Here is a 13,532-nt window from a genome sequence, read left to right on the forward strand (position 1 = left end):
TATTGCGGCACCAGGAAATAAGGGTCGTCGAACGCGCCTAGCGGAATGGCGATCTGCCCATCGGCCCCGCCTTCGTTGTGGTAGTAGACGTCCGAGCCGCAGTCCGGGCAGAAATGGAATGTCGCCCGGCCGCCGCTATCCCCGACCATTTCGAACGAGCTCGAGCGGCCCTCGATGATGACCTGTTCGGCAGGCCAGCGCGCCTGGGCGGCGAAGGCCGAGCCACTGCGCTTCTGGCAATTGAGACAATGGCAGACCGACACGCGAACCGGTTCGCCGGTGACGGTGGCCTTAAGCTGCCCGCAGCGGCACGAAGCCGAGCGATCGCTCATTTCGCTGCCTTCCGGAGCGCCAGCCGGACCAGCGCGTCGAGGCTGGCGTCGGGGCCAAGTTCTTCATTGGCGGCATGGACCGCGGCGCTGGCTTCGGCCGGCTTGAAGCCAAGGTTGGCTAGCGCGGAGAGGGCATCATTGGCCGGTCCGCCGCGCGGCGTCGGCGTGCCGGCCGCACCGGCCAGAGCGGGCGAGCCGAGCTTGCCGGCCAGTTCGTTGACGATCCGCTGGGCGAGCTTGGGGCCGACGCCATTGGCCCGCGCAACCATCGCCTTGTCGCCGCGCGACACGGCGGTCGCCAGTTCGGTCGGATCGAGTACCGAGAGGATCGCCAGCGCGACCCGGCCGCCGACGCCCTGGACGCTGGTCAGGGCGCGGAACGTCTCGCGCTCCCCCGCCGAGCCGAACCCGAACAGGGTCCAGCCGTCTTCGCGCACCTGGAGTTCGGTGAGGATCGTGACATCGCCGCCGATCGGGCCGAGGGCATCCAGCGTCCGGGCGCTGGCCTGCACCTGGTAGCCGACGCCCTGCACGTCGATAATCGCGCCGTCGGCGCTGGTCTCGGCGAGCTTTCCAGTCAGGCGAGCAATCATGCAACGCTAACTGTCATTGCGAGCAGGGCGAAGCAATCCATTGCGCTGGATTGCCGCGTCCCCTCGATCATGTCGAGGGTCCTCGCAATGACGAAATTCCAATGACTCCTCTTGAGTTGCGCAAAGGCGTAATAATCTCAACCTACGGAGTCGCCGGGGGGCGGGGACCAGGAGCCCAAGGAGACCTGACCATGCCGACCACTAAAACCCGCGACGGGACCGAGATTTTCTACAAGGACTGGGGTCCCAAGGACGCCCAGCCGCTGTTCTTCCACCATGGCTGGCCGCTCAGCGCGGACGATTGGGACAATCAGCTGATTTTCTTCCTGAACAAGGGCTATCGGGTGATTGCCCATGATCGCCGGGGCCATGGCCGTTCGGAACAGACTTCCGGCGGCAACGAGATGGACACTTATGCGGCCGACGTCATCGACCTGGTGACGGCGCTCGACCTTAGGAACGCCATCCATATCGGCCATTCGACGGGCGGCGGCGAAGTTGCCCATTATGTTGCGCGATCCGAGCCCGGACGCGTCGCCAAGGCCGTGCTGCTCGAGGCCGTGCCCCCGGTGATGGTCAAGAAGGAGTCCAACCCGGGCGGAACGCCGATCGAGGTGTTCGACGGATTCCGTACCGCACTCCAAACCAACCGCGCCCAATTCTACTTCGATATCCCGACCGGGCCATTCTACGGCTTCAACCGGCCGGGCGCGAAGGTCAGCCAGGGCCTGATCGACAATTGGTGGCGGCAGGGCATGATGGGCAGCGCCTGGGCGGGCTATGAATGCATCAAGGCCTTCTCAGAAACCGACTTCACGGAAGATCTCAAGCGGATCGATGTGCCGGTGCTGGTCATCCACAGCGAAGACGACCAGATCGTGCCTTATGCGGACTCGGGCCCGCTGTCGGCGAAGCTGCTGAAGAACGGCACACTCAAGACCTACAAGGACCTGCCGCACGGCTGCGCCCAGACGCATCCCGACATCGTCAATGCCGACCTGCTTGCCTTCATCGAGGGCAAGGAAGTCGGTGAGAAGGTGAGGCAGGAAGAGGCCGAACTGGCCTAGTGCTCAGCCCAAACGCCGGGCGCTGGCGAGGTGGTGCGCGTGCGTGATCGCCACCGCCAGCGCATCGGCCGCATCGGGGCCGGAAATCGCACAGCCGGGAAGCAGGCGCTGGACCATCGCATGGACCTGCGCCTTCTCGGCGGCGCCGGTGCCGACCACCGCCTTCTTGACCAGGCGCGCGGCATATTCACCGACGTCGAGGCCGGCGCGGGCGGCGACCATCAGCGCCACGCCGCGCGCCTGGCCAAGCTTCAGGGTCGTCTGGGGGTTCTTGTTGACGAACACTTCCTCGACCGCGGCGGTCTCCGGCGCATGATCGGCGAGCAGCGCTTCAAGCTGCGAGGCGAGGTGCGACAGCCGCTTCGGCAGCGGTTCCGACGCATCGGTCTTGAGCTGGCCGTTGGCAAGGTGCGACAGGCGATTGCCCTCGGCCTGGATCAAGCCCCAGCCGGTCGTTCCCAGGCCGGGGTCGAGGCCGAGGATTCTCACGATGAGATTTGGTTCGCGCAGAGGCGCTGAGACGCAGAGGGGTGGTAGTCGTTCACCAGCCTCTTAAACCCCTCCTTCAACGTCGCACCGCCAAAGTTGATAAGCAGCCCGAGAGGCTGCTTGGTCAGGCGAAGATAGGTAAGAAGCTGCTTGGCGTGGGCTGCATTCAGTCGCTCCACCGATTTCACTTCGACGAGTACCCTCTCATCGACGAGCAAGTCGATCCGGAATGCCGCGGGGAAATGAAGGTCCTCGAACACAATGTCGACTGCCCGCTGGCGCTCAACCATGTAGCCACTTGCAGCAAGTTTTGCTGCCAAAACAGTCTCGTAGACGGACTCTAGCAGGCCAGGACCAAGCTCACGATGAATATGGATCGACAGGTCGAGCACATCGCCACTGATCTGATCGATACTTTTCAAGCCGACGCCCCCTCGGCGTCTCTGCGTCTCTGCGCGAGCAAATTCAAGGGAGGGGATTACGCAAGCTTCTCCAGCTCCTCATCGGGGACGTCATAATTGCCCCAGACGGTCTGGACGTCGTCATCCTCCTCGAGCGCGTCGATCAGCTTCATCAGGGTCGCCGCATCGTCGCCAACGACGGTGGTTTCATTCTGCGGCTTCCAGCCGAGCTTGACCGCTTCGGCCTCGCCGAGCGGCCCTTCCAGCGCCTTCGCGACTTCGTGCAGCGAGTCGATCGCGGTCCAGATTTCGTGGCCGTCCTCATCGCTTTGGACGTCATCGGCGCCGGCGTCGATCGCCGCTTCCAGCACCTTTTCCTCATCGCCGGCGCTGGCCGAATATTCGATCAGGCCCATCCGGTCGAAACCGTGGCTGACGCTGCCCGAGGCACCAAGGTTGCCGCCATTCTTGGAGAAAATGGTGCGGACGTTGGTTGCGGTGCGGTTGCGGTTGTCGGTCAGGGCCTCGACGATGATCGAGACCCCGCCGGGGCCGAAGCCTTCGTAGCGGATTTCCTCGTAATTCTCGGCGTCGCTGGCCGAGGCCTTGTCGATCGACCGCTGGATATTGTCCTTGGGCATCGACTGCGCCTTGGCGGCGAGGATGGCGGCGCGCAGCCGCGCGTTCATGTCCGGGTCGGGCAGGCCCATCTTCGCCGCGACGGTGATTTCGCGCGCAAGCTTGGAGAACATCGTTGAACGCTTTTTGTCCTGCGCGCCCTTGCGATGCATGATGTTCTTGAATTTGGAATGGCCGGCCATGCAAACCCCAAAAAGTGGTACTTTTGGGGGACCCCGAAAGGAAGTCCCCGGAAGCTCTTTAGCTTAGGCCCAGCGCCGAGCGATAGGTTTCCAAGAGCGCGTCGGCTTCCTGCCGGACGTGAGTTTCCATGCGGCGCAGGGCGACGACCTTGCGCATCGTCTTGGTGTCATAGCCGTTGGCCTTGGCTTCGGCGTAGACGTCCTTGACGTCGTCGGCGATGCCCTTCTTCTCTTCCTCAAGCCGCTCGATACGCTCGATAAACAGCCGCAGCTGGTCCGCCGCGACAATGCCTTCGCTCATGCAAATGCCCTCTTCGAATCTCATGAAATTGCAATTGAGTGCGCTCACTAGGCGAGGGGCCGGTCCGCCTCAAGCCGGTTGAACAGGAAGCCACAGCCGCTATGGCAAGCCGATGCTGAAACCCCGCGCCCGCAAAGTGAAGATCCTGGCCACGCTCGGCCCGGCCTCGTCGGACCCGGACATGATCCGCGCGCTGGTCGAGGCGGGGGCGGATGCCTTCCGCATCAACATGAGCCACGGCAGCCAGGCCGAGAAGGTCAAGCTGGTCGAGGCCATCCGCAACCTCGAGAAGACCCTTCACCGGCCGATGACGATCGTGTTCGACCTGCAGGGGCCGAAGCTCCGGGTCGGCAAGTTCAAGGGCGGGTCGGCCCAGCTGACCGTAGGCCATATGTTCGTGCTCGACCGCGACAAGGAGCCGGGCGATGCTTCGCGGGTCGAACTGCCGCATCCCGAGCTGTTCGCGGCGCTGGCCAAGGACGCAACGCTGTTGATCGACGATGGCAAGATCCGGCTCCGGGTCGTTGCGGTCGAAAAGGACAAGATCGCTGCGGTGGTCGAGGTCGGCGGCAAGGTCAGCAACAACAAGGGCGTCAACGTCCCCGGCGTCCTCATCCCGATCCCGGCCCTGACCGACAAGGACCGCAAGGACCTGGTCTTCGCGCTGGAGCAAGGGGCGGATTATATCGCCTTGTCGTTTGTCCAGCGGCCGGAGGACGTCGCCGAGGCGCGCGAGCTGGTCGGCGACCATGCCGCGTTGATGGCCAAGATCGAGAAGCCGCAGGCAATCGACCGGCTGGACGAGATCCTCGAACTGGCCGACGCGGTGATGGTCGCGCGCGGCGACCTTGGTGTCGAACTGCCGCCGGAAGGCGTGCCGCCGCTGCAGAACAAGATCGTTGCCGCCGCCCGCCAGGCCGGCAAGCCGGTGGTCGTCGCGACCCAGATGCTGGAATCGATGATCGTCTCGCCGACACCGACAAGGGCCGAGGTCAGCGACGTCGCCAACGCCATTTACGAGGGTGCCGACGCGGTGATGCTGTCGGCCGAGAGCGCTGCCGGCGCGTTTCCGGTCGAGGCGGTGGCGATGATGGACAAGATCGGCCGCAGCGTCGAAGCCGACCCTGTCTATTCGGCCCGCGTGCACTTCACGGAGACGCCGGCCGAAGCGACGACCGCCGACGCGCTGTCGGAGAGCGCCGCCCAGATCGTCAAGATTCTCTCGGCCAGCGCCATGGCCTGCTACACTTCGTCAGGCTCGACCGCGCGCCGGATCGCCCGCGAGCGTGCCCAGGTGCCGACGCTGGCCATGACCGCCAGCATGAAGGTGGTGCGGCGGCTCGGGCTGCAGTGGGGCGTCCACGCGGTCCACACCCGCGATGTCGGCAATTTCGAGGAAATGGTCGGCAAGGCCAAGCGAATGGTGCTGCGCCATCACCTGGCCGGGCCCGGCGACCGGGTCCTGATCATGGCCGGCGTGCCGTTCCGCACCTCGGGTTCGACCAACGTGATCCATGTGGTCAAAATCGTCGGCGACGAGCTCGACAGCTATTCCAACGAAGCCTGAAGCCTCGAAACCCTCAGCTAATCGGCAAATATGGAACGTTTTGTCGGTCAATTTGTTGACATTGGTTAACCAAAAGTAAACAATGTACGATTGGTGACAAAGCGAGGGGGTGCAACGTGACCACTACCGAGTCGACTCATACCAGCAACAGGAAATACCTAGTAACCGGCGCAGCCGTGATTGCCGTTGCCGTGGCCGCTTATGGCCTTGGCAGGGTCTATCCGCCGCTCGGGCCGGTCGAGGGCACCATTGCTCCGTCGGGGCGCTATGTTTCGCCGCAAATTGGCGAAGGCGACGTGACGCTGGGCGATACGTCGATCGCGCAGTTGATGCAGACCGACGCGTTCGAGGTGATGACCAAGAATCCGAGCTTCAGGACACTGGCTAGCGACCCGGGGTTCGCCAAGCTGGCCCAGAACGGCGCGGCCATGGCGGCAATCGCCGCCAATCCGCAGGCCTTTTCCGGCCTGGCCAAGGATCCAGCGGCCTTTTCGGCCATCCTGACCTCGGCTGAAGCGGTCTCGGCCGTGGCGAAAACCGCCGACGCCGGCCAGGCGGCGGCATTTTCGTCGATGACCCGGCAGCCCGAGGCGTTCGCCGGGCTGGCCCGCCATCCCGAGGCCTTCGCGGCAATTGCCCGCAACCCGCAGGCCTTCTCCGGCTATGCCAAGGACTTCAACGGCTTCAGGGCGGCGGCATCCAACCCTTCGGCGGTGGCCGGAATGGCCAAGGACGCTTCGGCATTCTTGGCGCTGTCTAAGGACCCGGCAGCCATGTCGGCGATCGGCCGTTCGCCTGAAGCGTTTGCCGCAATCGCCAAGAACGCCGATGCGTTTAGTGGCATTGCCCGCAATCCGCAGGCGCTGCAGATGGCGGCCAAGAGCGCCGAGGCCTTCTCGGCCGCGGTTGGCCGCAATCCCGAAGCCGCAGCGGCGATGGCCAAGGATGCGTCCGCATTCCACGCCCTGTCGCTGCAGCCGCAGGCTTTCTCGGCGATCGCCCGCCAACCGGAAGCGTTCGCCGGACTGGCTCGCCATCCGGAGGCCTTTGCCGCGATCGCCCGCAACCCGCAGGCCTTCTCCGGCTATGCCAAGGACTTCAACGGGTTCAAGGCAGCGGCATCCAACCCGCAAGCGACGGCCGGAATGGCCAAGGACGCCTCGGCGTTCCTGGCCCTGTCCAAGGACCCGGCGGCGATGTCGGCAATTGGGCGTGATCCCAGCGCCTTTGCCTCGATCGCCAAGAATGCCGATGCGTTCAGTGCGCTTCTAGGCAGTGCCAAGAGCTTCTCGTCGAGCGCCAATGCGATCCAGTCGATCGCCACCAACGCCGAAGGGTTCAAGGGGCTGGCGGCCAACGCCAATGCCCTGGCTTCAGCGGCGCAAGCGGCGCAGGCCTTCACCGCGGCCTCGGCAGCGGCGAAATATGCCTCGCAAGGACAGTTCAACGCCCGGTCGATGGCGGCGATCGCGTCCAACCCGCAGGCATTCTCGGCGATGGCGGCCAACCCGCAGGCATTCGCCGGCGTGGCCAAGGACGCCAGCGCGCTGTCGGCGATTGCCAAGAACGCTGACGCCTTCAATGCGCTGAAGGGCGTCGCTCAGTTCCAGGCGCTGGCGGCAAATCCATCATTCGCAGCGGCGATGAAGGATGCTAGTTTCGCGGCCAGCTTTAGGTAAAAGCGCTGCCGGGCCGCGTACCGGCCCGAAAGGGGGGCAATGTCAGGGGGATGCGCTCGCCGCGACAGGCGTTGGCTCAGGCGTATGGCGGCGCTTTGCCTAGGCAGCGTCGCCAGCGGGGCTTTGGCCCAGGCTCAACCCGAGCCCCCGCCGCCCCAGACTGACACGACCATGGTCAAGGAGCCGGTTGCCGAACCGGCTCCTTCGCCGAAACAGGCCAAGGCCGAAGAGCCCAAGCACTCACCGCAGAATGCCGGCGGCATCCCGCTGTCGACGATCGAGACCGACAACCAGCTGCTGCTCTATTTCGACCCGGTCCAGACCTACCTGACGCCCTATGTCGCACGGGCCGTCGAAAATGCGCTCGAGTGGCACAAGAAGCGTTGGCAATGGGAACCGTGGGACCGGACCACGGTGCTGCTCAAGGATTTCGGCGACTTCGGCAATGCCGCCGCCCGCGCCTCGCCAAACAACGGCATCATGCTGGATGTCGCGCCGCTGACGCAGCGGATGGAGACGTTCACGCCGGGCGAGCGCTTCTTCACGCTGATCAACCATGAGCTGACCCACGTCGCCACGCTCGATGCCTACAACAGCCACGACGCCTCCTGGCGCCGGCTCCTGGGCGGCAAGCCGATGCCGATCCAGGAGCATCCGGAATCGATCCTCTACAATTATCTGACGACCCCGCGGAACAACATCCCGCGCTGGTATGCCGAAGGCTCGGCGGTGTTCTTCGAAACCTGGATGGCGGGTGGCCTCGGCCGCGCCCAGGGCGGCTATGACGAGATGGTGTTCCGGGCCAAGGTCCGCGACAACGACAAGCTCTATTCGCCGCTCGGGCTGGAGAGCGAAGGGATCAACGTCGACTTCCAGATCGGCGCCAACGACTATCTCTACGGCACGCGCTTCTTCTCCTACCTGGCGCTGACCTATGGGCCGGACAAGGTCCTGCTATGGCTGCGCCGTGACGAGCAGAGCGACGGCTTCTACGCGTCCCAGTTCCACCGCGTATTCGGCAAGAAGCTCGACGATGCGTGGAGCGACTGGCACGCCTTCGAACGCCAGTTCCAGCAGGCAAACCTCGCCAAACTGTCGGCCTATCCGCTGACCGAAGTGCAGCATTTGAGCCCACAGGGCCTGGGCTCGATGTCGCGTGGCTTTGTCGACGAGCGCAACAACCAGCTGATCGCCGCCTTCCGCTACCCGGGCAAGGTCGGGTTCGTTGGCACCATGGACCTCGCTACCGGCAAGCTCCGCCCATTGGTCGATCTCAAGGGCATGATGCTCTATTTCGTGACCAGCCTGGCCTATGATCCCGACAGCAGGAAGGCCTTCTACGTCAATGACAACCGGGCCTACCGCGACCTGCTGGAGGTCGACGTCGACACCGGCAAGAAGCGCATGCTGCTCAAGGATGCACGGATCGGCGACATTGTCGTCAATCCCCGCGACAAGTCGATCTGGGGCATCCGCCACCAGAACGGCTATGCCACCATCGTTCGCATTCCGCCGCCCTATGCCGGCTTCAACCAGATCCATACGTTCGACTATGGCATCACGCCGTTCGACCTCGACATTTCGCCCGACGGGACGCTGATTTCGGCCAGCTATGGCGAGGTCAACGGTATCCAGTCAGTGCGGGTGTGGAACCTGCAGAGCTTCGAGCAAGGCAATGGCCCGGACGAGGTCGCCCGGCTCGACTTGCCGCCGTCGACCCCGGAGGGGTTCACCTTCGCGCCCGATGGCAAGTCGCTCTACGGCACCAGCTACTACACCGGCGTCTCCAACGTCTTTCACTTCGACATCGCCAGCAAGAAATATGACGTGCTGTCCAACGCCTCGACCGGCTTCTTCCGGCCGATGCTGCGGCCCGACGGCAAGCTGCTGGTCTATGAATATACCGGCGAGGGCCTGACGCCGTCGCTGATCAAGCCGGAGGTCAAGAACGACCTCGGCACGGTCGAATTCCTCGGCACGCGGGTGGTCAACACCCATCCGGAGCTCAAGGAATGGGGCGTCGGTTCGCCCGCCAAGGTCGACCTCGATGCGCTGATCAAGAAGCGCGACATGTACCACGCGACCGAGCGGATGAAACTTTCCGCCGCCTATCCGATCGTCGAGGGTTACAAGCGCGACCCGACGTTCGGCTATTATTTCCACTTCGAGGATCCGCTGCAGTTCCACCAGCTGGACGCGGCGTTCAGCGTCTCGCCGTTCGGCGGCATCCGCGACAAGGAGCGGATCCACGCCGACATCGAATATCGTTCGCTCGATTGGAAGCTGCGTTACTGGCACAATGACGCCGACATCTACGACCTTGCCGGGCCGGTGCTGAGGAGCCGCAAGGGCGACGCGGTCATCATCAGCTACGACAAGGCCAAGATCTACGATCCGCCGCGGCAGTTGAACGTGTTCGGCAGCATCGCCGGCTATTGGGGACTGGAGCAGCTGCCCTCTGCGCAGAACATCGCCAGCCCGAAGAACATCTATTCGGGCGAACTCGGCATCCGCTACACCAATACCCGCCAGTCGCTGGGCGGGGTCGACCATGAAAAGGGCTTCCAGGGGCGGATCGTCGGCGGCGTCGATATGGCCCGGGACCGGCTCTATCCGCACCTCTACGGCGGGGCCGATTATGGCATCGCTTTGCCCTGGCCCAACAGCTCGGTGTGGATCTACGGCTCGGCCGGCTTTGCCGCCGGCGAACCTGAGAGCCCGCTCGGCGCCTATTATTTCGGCAGCTTCCGCAACAACTATGTCGATAACCGGCCGGAGAAACGGTATCGCGAGCTGGAGAGCTTCCCCGGCTTCGACATCGACCAGATCGGCGCCCGCCAGTTCGGCAAGCTGACCGGCGAACTCAACTTGCCGCCGGTCCGGTTCGAGGAGATCGGGGCGCCGGCTTTCTTCCTCAGCTATGCCCGCCCGGCGCTGTTCGCCGGGACGATGATGCTGGGTTCGCCCGAGAAGCGGAACTATCATTTGTACAATATCGGGGCACAGGTGGATCTCGGCTTTACGGTGGTGATGCGGTTGCCGATGGTATTTTCGGTCGGCGTGGCCCATGGTTTCGGCGACAAGGATATCGATGGGCAAACCGAATGGATGGCATCGTTGAAAATCCTGTAGGGTCGCGTCTGTGATTGCATTCGAGCTGACCGATTGGCTTATCGCCCTCATTCCGGTGCTGCTGATGGCGGCACTGTTCGTCTGGCTCGACGTCTTTAAGCTGATGTCGCCGTGGGAAATGGCCGCCTGCCTGTTGCTCGGCATGGTGGCGGCGCTGCTCGCCTGGCCGATCAGCGGGCGCATGCTCGACACGCTGCCGATGGGCTACAGCTTCTACAGCCGGATCGTGGCGCCATGGATCGAGGAGGCGCTGAAAGGCTTCGCGCTGGCGATGCTGTTCATGGCCAATCGCATCGGCTTCAAGATCGATGCAATCATTTGCGGGTTCGCGATCGGCGCCGGCTTCTCGGTGATCGAGAATATCTTCTACCTCGCCCGCTTCCCGGAGCTGACCACCGCCGTTTGGCTGGTGCGTGGGCTTGGCACGGCGATCATGCACGGCACGACCACCGCTATTCTCGCCACCATCACCCACGAACTGGCGGAACGGTCGCTGAGGCGTGTGGGCGGCAAGACGTTCAACCCGCTTTGGATGTTGCCAGGCTATGTCGTCGCCAGCCTGGTGCACACCGCCTTCAACCAGTTCCCGGCCCATCCCAGCGAAGTGATGATCATCACCTTGGTGGTCGCGCCGATCGTATTGATCGGCCTGATGCGGTTCGGCGAGGGCGAGACGCACAAATGGCTGGTCGAGGAAAGCGAAAGTCACCGGCAATGGCTCGAGGAATGGCGAACCGGCGGCTTTCCCGCCGACGCCAGCGGGCAGCGCATCGCCGCGCTGGTCGCGAGGTCCAGCCCGGCCGAGGCAGCACTGATCCGCGAATATTGCATGCTCAAGACCGAGTTGGTGGTGACTGCCGAAGTTGAATTGCTCGACCGTGACCGCAAGCTCGATGCAGGGCAGGACGAGCGGCTGCGGGCGGCGTTCAAGAAGCTGGCCGAAACGCGGATTGCGCTCGGCAAGGCCGGTTTTGCCGCGCTTAGCAGGCTGCTTCCGTTCAGCCGTAACGACGAGTGGGAGCTGGCCGAGCTCAAGGAGCTGGTCGACCGCGACTAAGCCGCCGAGCGTAACGAAAGCGGAGCGGAGCGAGCGTCGTTACGTTGAGAGACGGCGCAGGCCGGCCGACGGGTCGCCCCGGACTTGATCCGGGGAGAACCCGATCGACGTCACGCGATTCACTCGCGTGACGGCCCTGTCGAAACGGTAGCATGCCGGCGCGGAGTGAATCCGCGCCGTCGGTCCTGTCGAGCTTCGCTCGCAGGCCGTCCGGATTTCGGCATCTCTTCGACACAAGCTCCCATTTGCTCGACGCAAATGCTCCCTTGTGTTCGGTGCCTCAATCGTGGCAGCGCACCCTCTAAGGAGACACAATGTCCGCCACGACCATCGAACAGCTTGAAGCCAAGCGTGCCCATGCACGGTTGGGCGGCGGGGAGAAGCGGATCGAGGCGCAGCACGCCAAGGGCCGGCTGACCGCGCGCGAGCGGCTGACCGTGCTGCTCGATCCCGGCAGCTTCGAAGAAGTCGACATGTTCGTCGAGCATAATTGCTCCGACTTCGGCATGGAGACGCAGAAGATCCCCGGCGACGGCGTGGTCACTGGTTCGGGCACGATCAACGGCCGGCTGGTCTACGTCTTCGCCCAGGATTTCACCGTGTTCGGCGGCTCCTTGAGCGAGCGGCATGCGGGCAAGATCTGCAAGGTGATGGACGCGGCGATGAAGGTCGGCGCGCCGGTCATCGGGCTCAATGATTCAGGCGGCGCGCGCATCCAGGAGGGCGTGGCATCGCTCGGCGGCTATGCCGAGGTGTTCCAGCGCAACGTGCTGGCCAGCGGCGTCGTCCCGCAGATCAGCCTGATCATGGGGCCGTGCGCGGGCGGCGCGGTCTATTCGCCGGCGATGACCGACTTCATCTTCATGGTGAAAGATTCGAGCTACATGTTCGTCACCGGGCCGGAGGTGGTGAAGACCGTCACCAATGAGATCGTCACCCAGGAGGAGCTGGGCGGGGCGATCACCCACACCACCAAGTCGGGCGTGGCCGATGTGGCGTTCGAGAATGACATCGACGCGCTGCTCGCCACGCGGGACTTCTTCGACTTCCTGCCGCTGTCGAACCGCCACGACATTCCCGAGCGGCCCTGCTTCGACCCATGGGACAGGCTTGAGGACAGCCTCGACACGTTGATCCCGCCGTCGGCCAACCAGCCCTATGACATGCATGAGCTGATCCGGAAGATCGCCGACGAAGGCGACTTCTTCGAGATCCAGCCGGCCCATGCCGCCAACATCATCGTCGGCTTCTGCCGGATCGAGGGGAAGACGGTCGGCATTGTCGCCAACCAGCCGATGGTGCTGGCCGGCGTGCTCGACATCAATTCATCGAAGAAGGCCGGGCGGTTCGTCCGCTTCTGCGATGCATTCGATATCCCGATCGTCACCTTCGTCGATGTCCCGGGGTTCCTGCCGGGCACCGGCCAGGAACATCACGGCATCATCAAGCATGGCGCGAAACTGCTGTTCGCCTTTGCCGAGGCGACGGTGCCGAAGATCACGGTGATCACCCGCAAGGCCTATGGCGGGGCCTACGACGTCATGGCGTCGAAGCATCTGCGCGGCGACTTGAACTATGCCTGGCCGACCGCCGAGATCGCGGTGATGGGCGCCAAGGGCGCGGTCGAAATCATCTTCAGGAAGGATGCCGACAAGCCCGAGGAAATCGCCAAGCGCACCCGCGAATATGAGGAGCGCTTCGCCAATCCGTTCGTGGCGGCCGGCCGCGGCTATATCGACGAGGTGATCATGCCGCATTCCACGCGGCGGCGGATCGCGCTGGGCCTCCGCAAGCTGCGCGACAAGCAGTTGGAAAATCCATGGAAGAAGCACGACAATATTCCGCTTTAACTACGTTCCAATGGATCGCAGTTGCCGGATATCTTGGGTTTGGTTTTTGCGCGCTGGCGATTCTCGTCTGCGCACTCGTTCGGCCAGATTGGATACGACCGATTGCAGCGTTGGCTTGCGGATTCGCCGTTATTCAATTGTCTGCCAATTCGATCCAGGCTTTGCAGTCCGGACAGATCAAAAGGCGAAAGAGCACTTACGATCGAGTTGGTCGTCCTAGAACGTTCTGGGGGCTGCTTGCCT

The 13,532-nt window shown here is 63.7% G+C and carries 12 protein-coding genes; 6 read left to right on the plus strand and 6 right to left on the minus strand.

Going from position 1 to position 13,532, the window contains the following annotated elements; all coding sequences use genetic code 11:
* Together Q0C64_RS00800 and ruvA are read right to left on the minus strand one after the other, a co-directional pair.
* The coding region (locus tag Q0C64_RS00800; protein ID WP_294120144.1) for a GFA family protein at positions 1 to 332 on the minus strand (332 nt) is incomplete at its 3' end.
* Positions 329 to 925, minus strand: a complete 597-nt coding sequence (gene ruvA / locus Q0C64_RS00805) for a Holliday junction branch migration protein RuvA (RefSeq protein ID WP_294120145.1) — start codon at positions 923 to 925, stop codon at positions 329 to 331. The genes Q0C64_RS00800 and ruvA, both read right to left, overlap by 4 nt.
* A gap of 191 nt (positions 926 to 1,116) precedes the next feature.
* Between ruvA and Q0C64_RS00810 the strand changes: the two genes are divergently transcribed.
* Positions 1,117 to 1,992 (plus strand): alpha/beta hydrolase, encoded by an 876-nt coding sequence (locus Q0C64_RS00810; protein WP_294120146.1) that lies wholly within the window; start codon positions 1,117 to 1,119, stop codon positions 1,990 to 1,992.
* Between the two features lie 3 nt (positions 1,993 to 1,995).
* On the opposite strand, the gene ruvC is transcribed toward Q0C64_RS00810, so the two are convergent.
* The 4 genes from ruvC to Q0C64_RS00830 are packed head-to-tail and all read right to left on the minus strand — an operon-like array spanning position 1,996 to position 4,004.
* Positions 1,996 to 2,481 carry a crossover junction endodeoxyribonuclease RuvC gene (gene ruvC, locus Q0C64_RS00815; RefSeq protein WP_294120147.1) on the minus strand — a complete coding sequence of 162 codons (486 nt, stop codon included), beginning with the start codon at positions 2,479 to 2,481 and terminating at the stop codon, positions 1,996 to 1,998.
* On the minus strand, positions 2,478 to 2,903 hold the full coding sequence (locus Q0C64_RS00820; protein WP_294120148.1) for a GxxExxY protein: 426 nt from the start codon (positions 2,901 to 2,903) through the stop codon (positions 2,478 to 2,480). The genes ruvC and Q0C64_RS00820 overlap by 4 nt, the downstream gene beginning before the upstream one ends.
* Before the next feature lie 56 nt (positions 2,904 to 2,959).
* The gene (locus tag Q0C64_RS00825; protein ID WP_294120150.1) at positions 2,960 to 3,703 is read right to left on the minus strand and encodes a YebC/PmpR family DNA-binding transcriptional regulator; all 744 of its coding nucleotides are present in this window, start codon (positions 3,701 to 3,703) and stop codon (positions 2,960 to 2,962) included.
* A gap of 58 nt (positions 3,704 to 3,761) precedes the next feature.
* Positions 3,762 to 4,004, minus strand: coding sequence for a DUF2312 domain-containing protein (locus tag Q0C64_RS00830; protein ID WP_294120152.1), 243 nt, complete (start codon positions 4,002 to 4,004; stop codon positions 3,762 to 3,764).
* Between the two features lie 112 nt (positions 4,005 to 4,116).
* On the opposite strand from Q0C64_RS00830, the gene pyk reads away from it, so the two are divergent.
* The 5 genes from pyk (at position 4,117) to Q0C64_RS00855 (ending at position 13,289) form a co-directional block, all read left to right on the plus strand.
* Complete coding sequence (pyk, locus tag Q0C64_RS00835; protein WP_294120154.1) at positions 4,117 to 5,571, plus strand: pyruvate kinase; 1,455 nt, start codon at positions 4,117 to 4,119, stop codon at positions 5,569 to 5,571.
* Between the two features lie 116 nt (positions 5,572 to 5,687).
* Complete coding sequence (locus tag Q0C64_RS00840; RefSeq protein ID WP_294120156.1) at positions 5,688 to 7,250, plus strand: hypothetical protein; 1,563 nt, start codon at positions 5,688 to 5,690, stop codon at positions 7,248 to 7,250.
* Between the two features lie 84 nt (positions 7,251 to 7,334).
* Entirely contained in the window at positions 7,335 to 10,382 is a 3,048-nt protein-coding gene (locus Q0C64_RS00845) for a hypothetical protein (protein WP_294120158.1), read from the plus strand.
* A gap of 10 nt (positions 10,383 to 10,392) precedes the next feature.
* Positions 10,393 to 11,439, plus strand: a complete 1,047-nt coding sequence (locus tag Q0C64_RS00850; RefSeq protein ID WP_294120159.1) for a PrsW family glutamic-type intramembrane protease — start codon at positions 10,393 to 10,395, stop codon at positions 11,437 to 11,439.
* Between the two features lie 314 nt (positions 11,440 to 11,753).
* Complete coding sequence (locus tag Q0C64_RS00855; protein ID WP_294120161.1) at positions 11,754 to 13,289, plus strand: acyl-CoA carboxylase subunit beta; 1,536 nt, start codon at positions 11,754 to 11,756, stop codon at positions 13,287 to 13,289.
* Positions 13,290 to 13,532: the final 243 nt, after the last annotated feature.

The sequence above is a fragment of the Sphingomonas sp. genome (assembly GCF_023266535.1).
In the GTDB taxonomy this organism is placed as follows: Bacteria; Pseudomonadota; Alphaproteobacteria; order Sphingomonadales; family Sphingomonadaceae; genus Sphingomicrobium.